The organism is Streptomyces aurantiogriseus (genome assembly GCF_014649375.1).
Taxonomy (GTDB): domain Bacteria; phylum Actinomycetota; class Actinomycetes; order Streptomycetales; family Streptomycetaceae; genus Streptomyces; species Streptomyces aurantiogriseus.
In genome coordinates, this window is record NZ_BMSX01000011.1 from 39,810 (window position 1) to 58,267 (window position 18,458).

General features: G+C 71.6%; 9 protein-coding genes. 5 read left to right on the top strand and 4 right to left on the bottom strand.

Features of this window, described 5'->3' with window-relative positions; all coding sequences use genetic code 11:
- Positions 1-52 precede the first annotated feature (52 nt).
- From IE263_RS23035 to argB, 4 genes are all read left to right on the top strand, one after another.
- Positions 53-1,237, top strand: a complete 1,185-nt coding sequence (locus tag IE263_RS23035; protein WP_189939627.1) for a magnesium and cobalt transport protein CorA — start codon at positions 53-55, stop codon at positions 1,235-1,237.
- Positions 1,238-1,260: 23 nt separating this feature from the next.
- On the top strand, positions 1,261-1,623 hold the full coding sequence (locus tag IE263_RS49760) for a hypothetical protein (protein WP_308430650.1): 363 nt from the start codon (positions 1,261-1,263) through the stop codon (positions 1,621-1,623).
- Positions 1,624-1,904: 281 nt separating this feature from the next.
- The gene (locus IE263_RS23045) at positions 1,905-2,561 is read left to right on the top strand and encodes an isochorismatase family protein (RefSeq protein WP_189939628.1); all 657 of its coding nucleotides are present in this window, start codon (positions 1,905-1,907) and stop codon (positions 2,559-2,561) included.
- Between the two features lie 25 nt (positions 2,562-2,586).
- Entirely contained in the window at positions 2,587-3,450 is an 864-nt protein-coding gene (gene argB / locus IE263_RS23050) for an acetylglutamate kinase (RefSeq protein WP_189939629.1), read from the top strand.
- A 321-nt stretch (positions 3,451-3,771) separates the two neighbouring features.
- Here the strand turns inward: argB and IE263_RS23055 are convergent, their stop codons facing one another.
- Both IE263_RS23055 and IE263_RS23060 read right to left on the bottom strand, forming a co-directional pair.
- Positions 3,772-4,293: a GNAT family N-acetyltransferase gene (locus tag IE263_RS23055; RefSeq protein WP_373312050.1), complete on the bottom strand. Its 522-nt coding sequence runs from the start codon at positions 4,291-4,293 to the stop codon at positions 3,772-3,774.
- A 72-nt stretch (positions 4,294-4,365) separates the two neighbouring features.
- Positions 4,366-4,578: an MbtH family protein gene (locus IE263_RS23060; RefSeq protein WP_189939630.1), complete on the bottom strand. Its 213-nt coding sequence runs from the start codon at positions 4,576-4,578 to the stop codon at positions 4,366-4,368.
- Between the two features lie 94 nt (positions 4,579-4,672).
- Between IE263_RS23060 and IE263_RS23065 the strand changes: the two genes are divergently transcribed.
- The gene (locus IE263_RS23065) at positions 4,673-5,779 is read left to right on the top strand and encodes an alpha/beta hydrolase-fold protein (protein ID WP_189939631.1); all 1,107 of its coding nucleotides are present in this window, start codon (positions 4,673-4,675) and stop codon (positions 5,777-5,779) included.
- Positions 5,780-5,788: 9 nt separating this feature from the next.
- On the opposite strand, the gene IE263_RS23070 is transcribed toward IE263_RS23065, so the two are convergent.
- Both IE263_RS23070 and IE263_RS23075 read right to left on the bottom strand, forming a co-directional pair.
- Complete coding sequence (locus tag IE263_RS23070) at positions 5,789-7,489, bottom strand: ABC transporter ATP-binding protein (protein WP_189939632.1); 1,701 nt, start codon at positions 7,487-7,489, stop codon at positions 5,789-5,791.
- Positions 7,476-18,446, bottom strand: a complete 10,971-nt coding sequence (locus IE263_RS23075; RefSeq protein WP_189939633.1) for a non-ribosomal peptide synthetase — start codon at positions 18,444-18,446, stop codon at positions 7,476-7,478. Before IE263_RS23075 ends, IE263_RS23070 begins: the two co-directional genes overlap by 14 nt.
- Positions 18,447-18,458: the final 12 nt, after the last annotated feature.

Here is an 18,458-nt window from a genome sequence, read left to right on the forward strand (position 1 = left end):
ACAGACGGAGGCTCGACCGACCCGACACCCACGCGACCGAGAGGCAGCCGCGATGCCCGAGCGCCCTTCCCGCCGCGCCTCGAAGAACCGGGACCGGCAGACACCCAGGAAGTCCGTCTGGCGCCGCGCCCTGCCCCCGCCGCAGCCGTCCCGGGCGCAGCCACCGGAGCCGCCCGCCGACGCATCGGCCTCGGATCCGCCCGAGAGCGGCGGCGTCGCCAGCGTCGTCCAGGCGGTCCTGTACCGCGACGGCGTCCGCGTCTCGGCCCCCGCCTCTCTCGCCGAGACCTACCGCGAGCTGCGCGAACGTCCGGCCGGCATGGCCTGGATCGGCCTCGCCCGCCCCACGGCGGCCGAACTGCACTCCCTCGCCGCGGAGTTCGACCTGCATCCGCTCGCCGTCGAGGACGCGAAGGAGGCCCACCAGCGGCCCAAGCTGGAGCGCTACGGCGACACCCTGTTCGTGGTCCTGCGGGCCGCCCGCTACCTCGACGCCCCCGAGGAGATCGACTTCGGCGAACTGCACGTCTTCGTCGGCCCCGACTTCGTCATCACCGTCCGCCACGGCGCCGCCCCCGACCTGTCGGCGGTCCGCCGCCGTATGGAGGAAACCCCGGAGCTGCTGAAACTCGGCCCCGAGGCCGTCCTGTACGCCATCCTCGACGCGGTCGTCGACGGCTACGTGCCGGTCGTGTCCGGCGTCCAGAACGACATCGACGAGATCGAGACCGAGGTCTTCCGCGGCGACCCCGAGGTCTCCCGCCGCATCTACGAACTCTCCCGCGAGATGGTCGAGTTCCAGCGCGCCACCCGCCCCCTCGTCGGCATGCTGCACGGCCTGATGGCCGGCTTCTCCAAGTACGGCACGGACGAGGAGCTGCAACGGTATCTGCGGGATGTCGCCGACCACGTCACCCACACCAGCGAACGCGTCGACGGCTTCCGCCAGGCCCTCACCGAAATCCTCACGGTGAACGCCACGCTGGTCACCCAGCAACAGAACGCGGAGATGCGGGCGCTGGCGGAGGCGGGGTTCGAGCAGAACGAGGAGATCAAGAAGATCTCGTCGTGGGCGGCGATTCTCTTTGCTCCCACGCTGGTCGGGACCATCTACGGGATGAACTTCGAGCACATGCCCGAGTTGAGCTGGAGCTTCGGATACCCCTTCGCGATCGGCTTGATGGGAGTGGTCTGCGTCAGTTTGTACGTGATTTTCAAGCGGCGGGACTGGCTCTAGACGCCTCGCCCCGGGCGCCGGCAGTGGTCGATGGAGCGGCCGACCGCTGCCGGGCCGGTGGGTTCTCCGCCGAGCGTGCACCGGTCTTCACCCGCCGTGGTCCGTTGCGGGCGGTCGTCGCGGGCACCGTCAAGGAGCTGATCGACGCGGGCAAGGTCAGGTACTTCGGCCTGAGCGAGGCCGGCCCGCACCTGGCCTGGCTGCTCACCCGCGGCGAGCACTTCGTGCCCATCCCCGGCACCCGCAGCCCGAAGCGCGTCGAGGAGAACGTCGGCGCCGCCGTCGTCACCCTGACCGAGGCCGGTCTGACCGCTGTCGACGAGATCCTGCCCCACGGCGGCTTCGGCGCCCGCTACGCCGGGGGTCACGTGCCCACCTGGATCTGACCTGATCCCCGCGGCCTGACCGCCCACCCCCGCGGACACCGCCGGGGCCCTCGCCGCGAGGGCCCCGGCGGCACCGCGCACCTGACCGGCTCTGCGGTTGATCAACGAGATCCTGTTCCTCGGCCAGCAACTCCCGCTAACCCGAACGCAGTTGGCCGCCGGGCAAGCCCTGAGAGGCAGGCCGGAATCCGAACCAGAGGGCTGTCAATTAGGTTAGGCTTAGCTAATAAATCTTGGCGGTTCGGAGCCAGCGACGCGTCATCCGGGGAGGGAAATCACCCATGGCCTTGCCCGTCATCGACTCCTACCCCATGCCGGACCGCTCCGCCCTCCCCCGGTCGCATGTCTCCTGGAGGATCGATCCGGCGCGCGCCGCGCTGCTGGTCCACGACATGCAGAACCACTTCGTCGGAGCGTTCCCGGCGGGACGCTCCCCCGTGGTGGAACTCGTCGAGAACATCGCGGCGCTCCGGGCTCTCGCAGGGACGCTGGGCATGCCGGTCGTCTTCAGCGCGGAGCCGGCCGGACAGCCGCCGGGGCAGCGCGGGCTCGTCGCCGACATGTGGGGTCCGGGCATCCGCGACGAGTCGGACGGAGCCGCGATCGTCGCACCCCTCACGCCTCGTTCCGGCGAGCATGTGCTGGCGAACGTGCGCCACAACGCGTTCCTGCGCAGCCATCTCGGCAGGCTGCTGCGTTCGAAGGGCCGCGACCAGCTGATCATCTGCGGGGTGTACGCGCACCTCGGTGTCCTGCTCACAGCGGCGGACGCCTTCATGAACGACATCCAGCCGTTCGTCGTCGCCGACGCGGTGGCCGACTTCTCCGCCGAGGAGCACACCTTGGCGCTTCGGTGGGCTGCACGCAGTGGCGTGGTCTGCGTGACGGACGGTCTGCTGCGCGCCCTCCTCCTGCACAGGGAGCAGAAGAAAGCGTGACACCTAAGAACGGGGTGGGGCAGACATGAGACCGGTCCTTACGGAGCGCGTGGACGGCAGCGCAGTCGTCGTCAAGTTCGGCGGCAACGCCATGGTGGACGCGAGCCTGCAGCGGACGTTCGCCCACGACGTCGTCGAGTTGTGGCACGCGGGCCTGCGCCCGGTCGTCGTGCACGGCGGCGGGCCGCAGATCAGCGCGATGCTCGACCGCCTCGGTCTGGAGACCCGATTCGAGGCGGGCCTGCGGGTGACGACGCCGGAGACCATGGAGGTGGTGCGCATGGTCCTGACCGGCCGGGTCCAGCGGGAGCTGGTCGGCTGCATCAACGCCCATGGGCCCTTCGCCGTGGGCATGACCGGCGAGGACGCGCACACGATGACCGCCGTGCGGCGGCCGGCCTGGGTGGACGGCCGGGCGGTGGACATCGGTCTCGTCGGCGACATCGTGGACGTGAACCCCGGCATGGTGCGCGCGCTCCTGGAGCAGGGGCACATCCCGGTGGTCTCCCCGGTGGCACGCGGTGAGGACGGGGAGGTCTACAACGTCAACGCCGATCTCGCGGCGTCGGCCCTGGCCGTGGCCCTCGGCGCCGAGCGGCTGGTGATGCTCACCGACGTGGAGGGGCTGTACGCGGACTGGCCGCACAGCACCGAAGTCATCGAGCGCCTGACGGCCGATGCACTGGACGGGCTGCTGCCGGGGCTGGCGAGCGGGATGCTGCCGAAGATGGAGGGCTGTCTGCGGGCCGTCCGCGGCGGTGTGCGCAGGGCACACGTGCTCGACGGCCGCGTGCCGCACGCCGTGCTGCGAAGCGTCCTCGGCGAGACCAGTCCCGGCACGACCGTGGTTCCCGACAGCAGCCCGGCCCACGAGAGGGACTCCGCATGACCGCCGCAGATGACGCGCCGCACGTGCGCTGATCCGGGGCGGCCACCCCGCTGCGGTGTCCGCCGGCTCCGCCCGGATCGCGCGGCTCGGCTGCGCGGCGACGACCTGTTCGCCGCCGAGCACCTGGCCGAGCAGGATGGGGAGTTCTTCGTCAACTGCGGTACGGGGGCCGTTCCCGCCGCAGCCTGCTCGTCCCCGACGTGCGCTGCGGCGCCCACGGGCAGCGGGCTCCCAGGCCCGTCACCCGGCGCTTGGGCAAGGCCTCGGGTTCGCTGCGTCGCGCGGGCGCCGACCGGAACGGGCGCGCCGGCAGATCGACGGTCACAGGATCCTCGCGAAGATCCGCGCGTTGCGCCGGGGATCCAGGGACTCCGCCCAGGACGGAGGCGCCAGGCACGCGGTCGTGGGCGTGAACCCGTACCGGAGGAACAGGCCGCCACCGCCGGTCGTCGCCGTGAACAGGGCACCGAGCGACTGGGCGCGCGCCCTGGCCAGCACGGCGCGCAGGAGCCCGGCTCCCACTCCGCCTCCCTGCCGGTGCCCGGCCACGCAGAAGTTGTACAGAACGCCTGTGGGTCCGCGGCCCTCCCCCGGGTCGGCCGGATGCGCACGCAGCCCCACGCAGCCCTCGAAGGTGCCGTCGGAGGCCTCCGAGACGAGGAAGTCGGCCGCGTGGGTGGCGAAGAGCGATACGGGCCGCTCCCGCAACGCCCCCGAGCGCACGAAGGGATGGGACAGGTCGGCGAGCGCGACAGCGTCCTCCTGACGTCCGGTACGCACGGTGGGCGCCGGCCCGAGAAGCGCCTGGAGCGGCGGGGCAGAGCGCGGCGTTGCCGTGGTCAAGCCTTTCCTTCCTCGTTTCACGAACCGGTTCACGAACAGCGTGTGCCCGTGGCTGCGGGGATGTCGGGAGGGTCAGCCGTCCATGGACGCCGAGAGGGATCGGGGGCGCAGGTCGGTCCAGTGCGCCTCGATGAACTCCAGGCACGCCTCTCGGGTGTTCTCGTCGAAGACGACCGTCCACCCCCCGGGTACCTCGGCGAAGGACGGCCAGAGTGAGTGCTGGCCCTCGTCGTTCACCAGGACCAGGAAACGGCCTTCGTTGTCGTCGAAGGGGTTGGTGCTCATGCTCAGTGCCTCCTCGGAACGTCAACATTAGGTTAGGCTGGCCTAACTTACTGGAGCTTAGCCTTTGCCGCCTCCCCCTCACAAGGAGACGTTCATGCGCGTGGTCACGGCCGACATGGAGAACGCCTTCGCCGAGTTCGGGCTGTCCGGCAGACCCGGCACCGCCGAGTTCTGGGCGACGGCAGGGACACCCGCGTCGATACCTGCCGACGACGGCGGTTGGGTGACCCTGTTCCTGTGGCGCGGGTCTGCAGCGACCATCGACTTCGAGAGCTGGTCGAAGCCGGTGCCCCTGCGCCGATGGGGCGACACGGACTGCTGGTACGCCAAGGTGCGCATGCCCGCGCGGCTGCGGGTGACCTACCGGTTCCTCGCGGACGACGCGGCGTACGCCGACCCGTTCAACCCGGTCGGTGCGGGCGGTGACCGGTCCATCGCCGCGACCCCGGACGCTCCCGCCCAGCCGCACTGGCCCGTCGTCGGCGCCGGCCCCGACGTCGTACTGCCCCTCCCGAGCACCCGGCTCCGCTGGGCCGGCGAGCGGCTCGGCGGGCGGCGTACCGTACGCGTCCACCCGGCGGGCGGCGGTGGACCGGTGGTCCTGCTCCTCGACGGGGACGACTGGCTGTACCTGCACCCGGCCATGAGCGCGTTCGACTCGGCCGTCGCCGGTGGGGAGATGCCCCCGGTCACCCTCGTCTTCCTTCCGGCCAAGGACAGAGCGGCCGAGTTCGCGTGCAGGCCGCAACTGTGGGAGGCGATCCGGGACGAACTGCTGCCGCTGGTGGCGGAAACCGGCGTACCCGCCGACCAGGACCGGCTGGTGGTCGCCGGACAGAGCCTCGGCGGGCTGAGCGCGATGTACGCGGCACTGGAGTTCCCGGACCTGGTGTCCCGCGTCGCCTGCCAGTCGGGGTCGTTCTGGTGGACACCCGACGCCATGGACCAGGCGGATCCCCTGGGCGGCCCGGTCGGCGGCGACATCGCCGCGCGCCTGCGGGAGCGCCCCGACCTGTCCGGCCTGCGGGTCGCGTTCGACGTGGGGGAACACGAGACACGGATGCTCCCCCACTGCGACCTGGTGGAGACGTTGGCCGGACAGGCCGGCGCGACCGTGCGGGTCTCACGGTCGGCAGCGGACCATGACCGAGCGGGCTGGCGGCAGGCCCTGCTCAGGGATGTCGCCTGGGCTCTCGGTTGACAGGTCGGGTCACCGGGCCACCGCCAGGCAGTAGTCCTCGTCCGTGGCGAGGAGGTTGCGATGGGTGTCCTCCGCCGTGATGACACCGTCGTCCAGGACGAGGACACGGTCGGCGGCGTCCAGGAGGGCCGGGCTGCTGGTGATCACGACGGTGGTACGGCCCCGGCGCAGCTTCGCGACGTTGCGCGCGACGAGCTGTTCGGTCACCGCGTCGACGGCCGTGGTCGGGTCGTGCAGGACGAGGACGTCGGTGTCGGCGGCCAGGGCGCGGGCCAGCGACAGCCGTTGGCGCTGCCCCCCGGAGAGGTTGGCGCCGCGGTCCCGGACGCCGTAGTCGAGTCCCTCGCGGTGCAGGGCGACGACGTCGGTCAGCATGGACGCCTCGACGGCCTCGGGGACCATCCGGCTGGTGCCCGAGGGGTCGATGTTCGTACGGAGGGTGCCCGCGAAGATCTCGCCGTCGTACGGGTTCACCAGCATGTGTTCGCGGACCGCCTCGACCGAGAGGTCCGCGAGCTCCTGCCCGCTGACCCGCACCACTCCCTCATACGCGTCGGGCGGGACGTTCACGGCCAGAACCGACGCGAGGTCGGCCGCCGCGCGCGGCTGGTAGGCGGCGATCGCCACGAACTCGCCGGCGGACACCTGGAACTTCAGCTTGCGCAGGGTCCCGTAGCGGACACAGTCGATCTCCAGGTCCCCGCCCGCGGCCGGGCGCCGAGGTCCCGGGGTCATCGCCGGCGGCGCGGTCAGCACCAGCGCCATCCGCTCGGCGGACGCACGCGCGATCATCACGTACTTCGGCATCTCCGAGAACAGCTTGAGCGGTTCCATGATGAACTGCGCCAGCCCCACGGCCATGACGAGTTCCCCGATGGTGATCCGGCCGTCGAACGCCAGCCAGCCCGCTGTGAGGGTCACAGCGCCGGCGAGGACCGCGTTGAGGGCCAGCGCGGCGCCCGCGTACGCACCGTTCACCCTGGCGACGGTGATCGCCTGGAGCTTCGCCGCCGTGCTGACCTTCCGGTAGGACCGGAACGCCGCGTGGTTGCCGCCGAAACCGTGCAGCGGGCGCAGACCGGTGATCAGGTCGGCGACCTTCGCGCCCGCCCGCGCCACCCGGGCCTGCTGTTCCTGGGTGCTGGAGCCGATCCGCTTGGACAGCACGCTCAGGATCGACAGGATCGCGACGGTTCCCACGATCACCAGCAGGCCGAGCCGGATGTCGGCCAGCCCCAGCGCGACCGCAGCGACCAGCACCGCGACGAGCGAGCTGATCAGCAGCGGCACCACCTCGATGATGTCGGCGGTCTGGTCGGCGTCCTCGGTGGCGATGGTCAGCACCTCGCCGGACTTGAGGTCGACGTCCCTGGCCACCGGCTGGAGTCCGCAGGCCGCGACCTTCACCCGCCAGCGGTGTGCCTCGGTCGTGTTGGCCTTCTGCAGGATCCGCATCCCGAACCGCCACGACAGCGACACGGTCGTGATGATCACGGCCAGCGCGGCGATCGACAGGCCGAGCGCGCCGAGGCTGCGGTCCCGCATCGTGTGCTCGACGATCAGGCCGAGCGCGATCGGGAAGGCCGTCTCGCCCGCCTGGTACAGGCCCATGAGGAGGGTGCCCCAGATCATGGCGCCGACGTTGCGGCGCAGTGCGGTCCGGAGGATGTCGGACCCCGGGCGGGGCCGCTGTGTGTCAGGAGTTGTCATCGAGGTGGTGGGCAATCGCTTCGGGGGTTCGCAGGGTGAACAGATCGCGGATCGTGATCACAGGACCATACTCGCGGCGGAGCAGCCCGATCAGTCGCACCGCCAGCATGGAGTGCCCTCCGAGGGACACGAAGTCGCTCACCGCGCTCACCTCGTCGTCATCCAGGTCCAGTGCCTCGGCGAAGAACTCGCACACCACGGTCTCGGTCTCGGTCGCGGGTCCCCGCTCCCCCGCCGTGGTCAGCGCGCCCAGCGGCTTGGCCTCCGGCAGCGCCTTGGTGTCAGCCTTCCCGTTCACCGTCAGCGGGATGCTGTCGACCTGGGCATAGTGCGTCGGGCGCAGGAAGTCCGGCAGCCCGGCGCCCACTTCGGCGGCGACCGCCGCCAGGTCCGCGCCGTCCAGCACCAGGTACGCGGCCAGCCGGTACGCTCCGTCGACCTGTGGGTCGGGCTGGGCCACCGCGGCGACGAACCGCACCGCCGGGTGCGCCGCGAACGCGGCCTCGACCTCGCCGAGTTCGACCCGGTGACCCCGGATCTTGACCTGCTGGTCGGTGCGGCCCAGGTACATCAGGTTGCCGTCGGGCCGCCGGACCACCAGGTCCCCGGTGCGGTACATGCGCTCGCCGGGCTCGCCGAACGGGCAGGCGACGAAGCGGTGCGCGGTCTGGGCGGGCTGTCCGAGATAGCCGCGCGCGATGCCGATGCCCGACACGTACAGCTCGCCGGGGACGCCGTCCGGCAGGGGCCGCAGCCACGGGTCCAGGACGTACACGTCGGTGTTGTCGATCGCCACGCCCACCACCGGATCCTGGCACTCGAAGGTGCCGACGCCGAGGGTGTTGATGGTGTACTCGGTGGGTCCGTACAGGTTGTAGCCGACCGTTGCCTCGGTCTCGGCGAGCCGCTGCCACAGCGTCGGGGTGACGGCCTCACCGCCCAGCAGCACCAGCGCCGGCCGCCGTTCCGGGGTGTCCAACAACCCCTCCGCGACGAGCTGTTGCGCGTAGGTCGGGGTCACGTTGATGACGTCGATCCCGTGCTCGAGGCAGTACTCGACCAGCCGGGGCGCGTCACGCCGCAACTCCTCGTCGCAGATGTGCACTTCATGCCCGTCGGCGAGCCACAGCAGCTCCTCCCACGACATGTCGAACGCGAACGACACGGTGTGCGCGATCCGGAAGACCCGGTGGCCGTGCTCCGCCAGCACCGGCTCGAAGATCCGGCGCTGATGGTTGATCAGCATGTTGGTGAGCCCGGCGTACTCGGTCACCACGCCCTTGGGCTTCCCGGTCGACCCGGAGGTGTAGATCGTGTACGCGGGGTGCCGCAGGCGGTCCGGGTCGTCCGGCGCGAACGTCACGAACGGCTCCGCCTCGGGCAGCGGGCGGTCCAGCTCGATCAGGTCGATGAGGTCGAACAGGTCACCGGTCAGCCGGGGCGACACGGCGCTCACGGTGAGGATCACGTCCGGGCAGGCGTCCGCGACGATCGCGGCGATCCGCTCGTCCGGGTGGTCCAGCTCCAGCGGCACGTACGCGGCGCCGGCACGCAGGACGGCGAACAGCGCCACGATCGAGTCGAGGGAGCGCGGGATCGCGAGACCCACGGTCCTCTCGGGGCCGATGCCGCGCCCGGCGAGCACACCCGCCACCGCGCGGCTGCGGTCCCGGAGCTCCGCGAAGGTCATCGTCGAGCCGTGGGCGACGAGCGCCACCCGCTGCGGATCGCGGTCCGCCGCCCGGTCGAACCGGTCGACGACGGTGTCCGTGCCGACGTCCGTGCGTTCGGCGGGCTCGGGTTCCGGCCCCAGGCCCCGCAGCGCGCCCACCGGCCCGGTCGACCGGGCCAGGTCCTCGAGCACCCTCAGGTAGTCGTCGAGGAGACGCCGGGCGTTCTCGGTGTCGTCGTCGCGGTACTCCAGCTTGACCGTGAGCCGGTCGCCCGGCGTGACGACCCACGTGAACGGATAGTGGGTGGAGTCGTCGGCCTTCACCGAGGTGATGCCGTGCCGGGCGTTCATCTCGGCGAACGCGTCCATGTCCAGGAAGTTCTGGAGCACGAACAGGTTGTCGAACAGGGTGTCGTGCCCACTGGCCCGCTGGATCTCGCCGAGGCCGAGGTGCTCGTGCTCCATCGCCTCGACCCTGGCCGTCTGCACGGCCGACAGGTACGCACGGACCGTGTCGTCCGGCCGTGCCCGCGTCCACATCGGCACGGTGTTGAGCAGCACGCCGACGATGTCGGACAGCCCCTCGCCCTCCCGGCCGGAGACGGTCACACCGAACACGGCGTCACCGCGGCCCGTGTGGGCGCCCAGCAGGAGGCCGAAGGCGCCGGTCAGCACCGAGTTCAGTGTGACGCCGTGCACCCTGGCCGCTTCCCGCAGCAGGTCCGACTGTTCGGCGGACAGTGTGTGCACGAGCGCGCGCGGCAGGTCGTCCGAGAGGGTGGGCGCCGGTCCGGCGAGCAGCGTCGGGCCGGGGAGGCCGGCCAGGTGCTCCGCCCAGAAGCGTTCGGATACGGCGGGGTTCCTGGCGTCGAGCGCCCGGGCGTGGTCCTCGAAGCTCGGCGTGGCCGGGGTCGGGTCGAGCGGCTCGCCCGCGAGGACGGCCCGGTAGGCGTCGAACAGGTCCCGCAGCACGATCTCGCGGGACCAGCCGTCCCACAGCAGCAGGTGGTAGCTCAACAGCAGGCCGTCGCGGTCGTCGGGCAGACGCACCACGGTCAGGCGGATCAGCGGCGGCTCTCCCGGATCGAACCCGGTGTCGCGGTCCCGGGCGCGCAGGGCCTCGATGTCCGCCTCCGTGGCGAGTTCGACCGTGCGGACGCCGACGCGCCGGCCCGCCTTGAGGACCTGGACCGGGTTTCCGTCGTCGTCGGTGGTGAAGCCGGCGCCCACGACCGGGTGCCGCGCGATCACGTACGCCATCGCCTCGGCCAGCGCGTCGGTGTCCAGGCGCCGGTCGAAGGTGAACCAGCTCTGCGCGACGTAGTGTCCGGCCGTGCCCGCCAACTCGGCCTGGAAGAACAGGCCGCGCTGGAGCGGGGTGACGGGGGCCGTGCGCTCGGCCGTCGCGGAGGCGTCCGCGATCCGTTCCAGGGCGCTGTGCCAGTGCTCGGTGATCTCGTCGGGAATGCCCTCGGCGAGGGTGAAGGCCGTGTGCAGGCTTCCGGTGGCCTCGTCGAGCCACGCGTTGACCTCGACGGCGTACGGGCTGCCCTGGTCGCCGCCGCTGATGTGCACCGCCTGGGACTCGCTTCCCCGGCCGAGGTAGTTGAACAGCACCTGCGGGCGGGCGTTCAGCAGCGGGGCCGTCTGCGGGTTGAGGTACCTGAGCCGGCCGTAGGCCACGTGCGCGCGCTCGTCCGGCTGGCGTTCGGCGACCTCGCGCGCCGCGGCGACGGGGTCGGTGTGCGCCGTGAGCCGTACGGGCGCGATGGAGGTGAACCAGCCGACCGTACGCGTGTAGTCGTGGTGTTCGAGGACCGGGACCCGGCCGTGCCGCTCCAGCTCGATCGCGAGATCGGTGGGCGACGGCTGGATGTGGGTCAGCGCGGTGCGCAGCGCGCCGCACAGCAACTCGGTGAGACCGACGCCGAGTGCGGCGGGCGCGGAGCGTGTGACGCGGTCGCTCAGGTCGGGCGCGAGTACGACGGTGGTCTCGCGCAGGCCATCGACCGCGGGCAGCAGCGGGGGCGCCTGGAGTGTGGTGACCCAGTGCCCGAGGTCGTCGATCACCCGGGCGGACTGGAGTGTCAGCGCTTCGGCGTACTCGGCGTACGACGTGGTCGGCGCCGCCAGGGTCTCCCCGCGCAGGGCGGTGGCCAGGTCGTCCAGCAGGACCAGCCAGGACACCGAGTCGACGGCGAGGTGGTGCACGGTGACCACCAGGGTCCGGCTCGCCTCCAGCCACGAGAACGCGATGACGTCCCCGGACTCGGGGTCGAGCCGTCCGGCGGCCTCGTTCGCCGCGGTCGTCGCGTCGGCCGTGTCCGGCCGTACGACGGTGATCTCGCGGGCGGGTTCGGTGCGCAGCGCCCACACCCCGTGCTCGACGGTCAGCCGCAGCCGGAGGGCCGGGTGCGCGGCCACGACCGCGTTCGCGGCGCGCTCGGCGTCGGCGAACCCGGTGCCCTCGGGGGCCACCAGTGTCCTGGCCTGGGCGAACCGGGCGAGCGATCCGCCCAGTTCGCGCTGGCGCAGGATGATCGGCGTGGGCGTCAGCGGGCCGTCCTCGCGGCGGGCGGGCGCGGACACCATGGCCTGCTGCGGTGCGCGTGCTCCCAGGTGCTCGGCGAGCGCGCGCGGGGTCCTGTACAGGAACACGTCCCGTGGTGCGATCGGCAGGCCGAGTGCCCTGGCCCGGTTGATCACGGTGATGGCGACGATGCTGTCGCCTCCGGCGCGGAAGAAGTCGGTGTCGGCGTCCACGGCGGAGCCGGGCAAGGTTTCGGTGAAGATGTCGACGAGCGCAGGCAGTGCGGCCACAGCAGCGTCTTCGTCCGCGAGTGCGTCGTGGCTGGTCGCGCCCCGCGGCGGAGCCGCATTCGGATGCAGCCCCGCGCCCCTTCGGGCGCGCTCGATCAGCGCCTTGCGATCCAACTTGCCATTGACCGTCAACGGCAGCGCGTCGACCGGCAGCGCCCGAGCCGGCACCATGTGCACGGGCAACTTCGTGGACAGCACATCGACGAAGTCACCAGGCACCCGGCCCACGACGTGCGCGACCAGGTGGTCGCCGCTGTCCGCCACGGTGACGGCCACGTCGACCACGCCGTCGAGTTCCCTGACCGCGGACTCCACCTCGCCGAGCTCGACCCGGAAGCCCTTGAGCTGGACCTGGTCGTCGGCACGGCCGGTGAACTCCAGCTCGCCGTCGAGCGTGCGGCGGGCGAGGTCGCCCGTGTGGTACATGCGGGAGCCGTCGCCCGCGAACGGGTTCGCCACGAACCGGCCCGCGGTGAGCCCCGGCCTGCCCAGGTAGCCGAGCGACACCTGGTCGCCGGCGACGTAGATGGCGCCCTCCCGGCCCGGTGGCACGGGCCGGAGCCGGTCGTCGAGCAGGTAGGTGACCAGGCCGGGGATCGGGCCGCCGATCGGGCTGACGTCCTCGCCGAGGCGGAAGTCCTCGTCGGTCAGCACCCGGTGGGTGACGTGGACGGTGGTCTCGGTGATGCCGTACATGTTGACCAGCTCGGGCGAACCGGTGCCGTGCCGTTCGACCCAGCCGCGCAGCCGCCCGAGATCCAGCGCCTCGCCTCCGAAGATGATCCGGCGCAGTGCGGGCAGCGGCTCGCCGGCATGCCGGTCCGCCTCGATGAACTGGTAGAACGCCGACGGGGTCTGGTTGAGCACGGTCACTCCGCGCTCGCGGACCAGCTGGTGGAAGTCGACCGGGGAGCGGGTCAGCCCGTACTCCGGCACCAGCAGCTCACCGCCGTGTGCCAGCGCGCCCCACAGCTCCCAGACCGCGAAGTCGAAGGAGAAGGAGTGGAACTGGACCCACACGTCGTGCGGGCCGAAGTCCATGTCGGGCTGGGTGTTCGCGAGCAGCGTCACCACGCTGGAGTGCGGGACGACGACACCCTTGGGCCTGCCGGTCGATCCGGACGTGTAGATCACGTACGCGGGGTTGTGCCAGCCGGCCTCGGGCCCGGGCCCGGGCTCGCTGGTGGCCTGTGGCAGCTCGTCTCCCTGGACGAGCACGCGGGCCGGTACGCCCGCCCTGGCCAGCAGTTCCGTGAAGCGGTCCCGCTGCTCGCGGTCCACGAGCACGACCTGCGGAGCTGCGTCGGTGAGGATGTACTCCAGCCGTTCGTCCGGGTACGCCAGGTCCAGCGGTACGTACGCGCCGCCCGCGCTGACGATCGCGACCAGGGCGACGACCTGTTCGAGGGAGCGCGGGACGGCGACGGCGACCCGCCGGCCCGGCCCGACACCGGCGGCGCGCAGGGCCGAGGCCAACTGGTTCTTCGCGTCCGCCAGTTCGCCGTACGTCAGTGACCGGGTACCGCCGTCGAGAGCGCACTGGGTGACGGCGGTGGCGGCCGGGTCGCGGCTCGCGGCGGCGTCGAACAGTCCGCCCAACGTCGTCGGGGTGATCCGCGTCGGACGCCGGTCACTCTCGGACGCCAGGTGATCGACCAGGGCGTCCGGCCGGGTGAGCAGGCCGGTGAGGGTCGAGGTGAACGTGCGCAGGATCTCCTGGGCGCTCGTCTCCCGCAGCAGCTCGCCGTCGTAGATCAGGTTGAAGCGCGGACGGCCGTCGAGCGCGCGTTCCACCACCAGGGTCAACGGGTAGTGCGGGGCGCCCTCGTTCACGATGTCGGTGACGACCAGCGTGTCGCCGGACCGCCGCAGTGCCTCGACATCGGTCGCGACGTCGAACACGACCAGGGTGTCGAACAGGGAGCCGGCGCCGGCCTGGCGGCCGATCCTCGCCAGCGAGACATGCTGGTGCGGCAGCACGGCGCTCTGGTGTTCCCGCACCGAGGCGAGCAGGTCCCGTGCCGTGGTGGTACCGGTCCAACGGGCGCGTACGGGGATCGTGTTGATGAACAGACCCACCATGTCCTCGATACCGGGCACCTCCGCGTCGCGCCCGGACACCGTGGAACCGAACACGACGTCCCTGCCGTGCAGGAGGGAGCCCAGCGTCACCGCCCAGGCGCTGTGCACGGCGACGCTCAGCGGCACGCCTGCCGAGCGGACGGCCGCGTCGATGTCGTCCTCCGGCTCCACGGCGGTGTCGGCGAACCGGTCGGACGGGGTGTGTCCCTCGGCGACCAGTGAAGGGCCGGGCAGATCAGCGAGTTGCTCGCGCCATACGCGGTCACTCTCGCCGTCGTCGCGTCCGGCGAGCCAGCTCACGTAGTCGGAGAAGCCGCCGAGCGGGTACACGGTCCCCGGCGCGTGGTACTCGGCCAGCAGCGCCCGGAGCATCGGCGGCACCGACCAGCCGTCGGCGATGATGTGGTGCACGGTCTGCACCAGGACGGTGCGGCCGATGCCCGCGCGGACGAGCGTGTACCGCATCAGTGGGCCGGTGGCCAGGTCGAACCCGGCGCGGCGGTCCCGCTCGGCCAGGTCGCGTATCTCGTCGTCGGTGATGCCGGGGCGGTCCAGCGTGGTGAAGGGCGCCTCGACACCGCTCTCGAGTACGGAGACCACGCGGCCGTCGGCGAGGGCGACGAACCGCGCGGCCAGGTTCGGGTACAGGGTGAGCAGCCGGGTGGCCGCCGCCGCGAGCCGGCCGGGGTCCACCTCGCCGCCCAGCGTGAGCAGTTGCTGCTCGACGTAGGCGCCCGCCGAGTCGTCGTCGAAGACCGAGTGGAAGTACAGGCCCTCCTGCAGCGGGGTCAGCGGCAGGACGTCCCGCAGCGCCGGGCCGTCCAGGGCGTCGACATCGGCCTGCGTGAGCGCAACCAGTGCGAAGTCGCTGGGAGAGTGACCGCCCTGGTCGAGTGCGGCCAGTCCGGCCAGAGCCGTCCGGAAGTACTCGCCGAGAGTCGCGATGTCCTCGTCGGTGAACATCCCGTCGGGCCAGGAGATGGTGGTGACCAGCTCGTACTCGCCGGTGGAGGCGGCGGGTTCGGCGATCGCGTTGAACTCCAGGGGGCGCGGCAGGCGCATCCTCGGGTCGCGCTTCTCGCCCAACTGGCCGGTGGTGCCCGCGAGTTGCCAGTCCCCGGATGCGCCCGCGTCGAAGCGGCCCAGGTAGTTGAACAGCACCTGCGGTGCGGGCGCGTCGAACTCGGTGTGGGTCAGGTACCGCAGGGCCCCGTAGGAGACGCCGTTGTCCGGTACCCGGGCGAGGTCTTCCTTGACCGCCTTGAGCGCTGTGGCCAGGTACTCGGGTGCGGTGAGGTCGGCCGCCGCTCCGGGATCCACGATCACCGGGAACAGGGTGGTGAACCAGCCCACGGTCCGTGACAGCTCGGGCTCGAAGCCGGCGGAGCCCGCCACGAACTGTCCTTCGCGGCCGTGGCCCTCGAGTTCGATGTGCGCGAACGTCTGGTCCTGCCCGAGGTCGCGGCGCCACCGTGCGAGGGCGACGGCGAGCCCGGTCAGCAGGACGTCGTTGACGCCCGCGTGGAACTTCGCGGGGATCTCGCCCAGCAGCGCGGCCGTGACCTCGGGGCCGACCGAGACGGTCCGCAGTCGCTCACTGGCGACGGTGTCGGCAGCGGACAGCGCGCGCCTGCCCACCGGTTGGTCCTCTCCCGGCAGGGGGCGCCAGTAGTAGGAACTGTCCGCGTCGAACGCGGCGCGCTCCAGCAACTGCGTCCAGCGCCGGAACGACGTCCCCACCGGGGGCAGCTCGATGGGCGCGCCCGAGGCGAACTGCCGCCAGGCGGTGGCCAGGTCGTCCATCAGGACCCGCCAGGACACGCCGTCGATCACCACGTGATGGGCGACCAGGACCAATTGCCGTACCTCGCGGCGCCAGACCGCACGCAGCATCACGCCGCCCTCCGGGTCCAGCCCGTCCGTGGCGAGGGCGACACACGCGTCGAGTGGCCGGTCGCTCTCCTGCCACCCCGCGACGGCCCGGTCCGCCTCCGGGATGTCGAAGCTCCAGCGGTCTCCGCGCACCAGCTTGGCGCGCAGCATGTCGTGCCGCCGGACCACGGCGGCGAGGATCTCGTCGAGAGCGTCGGCGGTCAGATCCGCCGGGGTGTTCAGCACCACCGACTGCACGAAGCCGTCGATCGCGTCCGTGGTCTCACCGAGCCACTGCACGATGGGCGATCCCACGACGGAGCCGGTCGCGACATCGCGGTGGTCCACCGTCGAGACGTCCTCACGGCCGGCGACCGCCGCCAGCGCCCCCACGGTGCTGTGGGTGAAGATCTGCCGTGCCGTGACGTAGAGCCCCGCGTCGCGCAGCGCGCTCAGCAGCGAGATCGCCAGGATGCTGTCTCCGCCGAGCTGGAAGAAGTCCTGGTCGACGCCGACCTCTTCGAGCCGCAGCACCGCCGCGACCGCCGCGCACACCGCGCGCTCGTTCTCGGTGGCGGGCTGGACGAGCGAGCCCGTCGTGATCGTGGGCTCCGGCAGCGCGTTCCGGTCGAGCTTGCCGTTCGCGGTGAGCGGGAACTCCGTCATCACGACGATGTGGGCGGGCACCATGTACTCGACCATGTGCTCGGCGGCCCACGCCTTGACCTCGTCCGCCCGCAGGTCCTCGCTCCCGGCGGCCAGGATCACGTACCCCACCAGGTAGGTGCCGCCCGCCGCGTTCTTCTTCGCGACGACGCAGGTGTGCCGTACCCCGGGGTGCTCCGCGAGACCGACCTCGACATCCTCGATCTCCAGCCGCATGCCGCGGATCTTGATCTGGTTGTCGGCCCGGCCGAGGAAGTCCAGCGACCCGTCCGGGTTGAACCGCGCGAGGTCACCGGTGCGGTACAGCCGGGACCCGTCCGCGGCGAAGGGATCCGCGACGAACCGGGACGCCGTCAGGCCGGGCGCGTTGACGTAGCCGCGCCCCAGGAGGAACCCGCCCACGTAGAGTTCGCCGCCGACCCCGACCGGGACGGGGCGCAGTTCGTCGTCCAGCACATACAACCGGGTGTTGGGGTTGGCCTTGCCGATCGACGTGGTCAGGCGCTCCGCCGCGCCCCGGTAGATGACGTGGGAGACACCGATCGTCGTCTCGGCCGGGCCGTAGCCGTGGTACATGGGGATGTCGAGCCTGGTACGGAACCGCTCGTACAGCTCCGGGGTGAGCACCTCGCCGCCGCACCACACGTGCCGCAGGCTGTCCAGCCGTCCGGAGTCGCCGGCGATCTCCAGCAGCACGTCCAGCATGGACGACACCAGGTAGGTGAAGGTGACGCGCTGCTCGGCGATCACGCTCAGCAGGTGGTGCGGGTCGCGTTCGCCGCCGGGGCGCAGGACCACCAGCCTGGCTCCGCACACCAGCGGCAGGAAGATCTCGTTGATGGAGATGTCGAAGGACAACGGCGCCTTGAACAGCGACGCGTCATCGTGGCCGAAGCCCAGGATCTCGTGGACCTGCCACAGCAGGCGCTCGCTGATCGCCTCGTGCCGGATCATCGCGCCCTTGGGCCGCCCGGTCGAACCGGACGTGAAGATCACGTATGCCAGGGCGTTGCCGGGGACGGTGCCCCCGGGTCCCTCGGTGGGGTGGGAACCGAACCTCCAGTCGCCGAGGTCGACGGCCACGGCTTCCGGTTCAGCCGGGTCGTGCTCGCCCGAGTCGTTGAGCTGCAGCACGACCCGGGCGTCCTCGATGACGACGGCTCGGCGGGCGGCGGGCCACTGCGGGTCCAGGGGCACGAAGGCGCACCCCGCCTGGAGGACCGCGAGCAGCCCGATCACCATGTCGGCGGAGCGGCCCAGGGAGATGCCGACGACCTGTTCGGCGGTGAGTCCGCGCTCGATCAGGTGGTGGGCCAACTGACTGGAGAGCTCGGCTGCCTGACGGTAGGTCAGCGAGCGGTGTTCGTCGACGACGGCGACGGCGTCCGGTCGGCTCCGCGCCTGCTCGTGGAACATCTCCACGATGGTCGGGCGGACCCGGTCGGCGTGGGTGTCGTTCCACTCGGCCAGGGCTTCGAGCCGCGCGGCCACGTCGGCCGGGCCGATGGTGCCGAGGGGCCGGTCCGGGAAGTCGGCCAGGTCGTCCAGCGCGAGCTGCGCGTCGGCCGGCTCGACGCCTTCCGGGACGGCGATGCTCCGGCCGTCCGCGCCGGTCTCCCAACCGCCGGGCGCGGTACCGCCGTTGTCGACCCATCCGAGGACGTCGGCGAAGAGCGTGCCCGGGGTGAGGTCGATGCCGTCGGGGCTGCGGCCCGTCGCCCAGAACGACAGCCCGATGGCACAGGCTTCGGTGAGGATCCGGTCGGAGAAGTCCCCGGTGCGCCGGCGCATGTCCGCCAGCTGCGTGGGAGAAAGCAGTACGAGACGAGCGCGCGGTTCGATCATCGAAGACTCAGC

What these genes read in the sequence shown, in the direction of transcription:
- argB (WP_189939629.1), top strand. Translation starts at nt 2,587, where the DNA reads ATGAGACCGGTCCTTACGGAGCGCGTGGACGGCAGCGCAGTCGTCGTC.
- IE263_RS23065 (WP_189939631.1), top strand. Translation starts at nt 4,673, where the DNA reads ATGCGCGTGGTCACGGCCGACATGGAGAACGCCTTCGCCGAGTTCGGG.
- IE263_RS23045 (WP_189939628.1), top strand. Translation starts at nt 1,905, where the DNA reads ATGGCCTTGCCCGTCATCGACTCCTACCCCATGCCGGACCGCTCCGCC.
- IE263_RS23060 (WP_189939630.1), bottom strand. Translation starts at nt 4,578, where the DNA reads ATGAGCACCAACCCCTTCGACGACAACGAAGGCCGTTTCCTGGTCCTG.
- IE263_RS23075 (WP_189939633.1), bottom strand. Translation starts at nt 18,446, where the DNA reads ATGATCGAACCGCGCGCTCGTCTCGTACTGCTTTCTCCCACGCAGCTG.
- IE263_RS23035 (WP_189939627.1), top strand. Translation starts at nt 53, where the DNA reads ATGCCCGAGCGCCCTTCCCGCCGCGCCTCGAAGAACCGGGACCGGCAG.
- IE263_RS23070 (WP_189939632.1), bottom strand. Translation starts at nt 7,489, where the DNA reads ATGACAACTCCTGACACACAGCGGCCCCGCCCGGGGTCCGACATCCTC.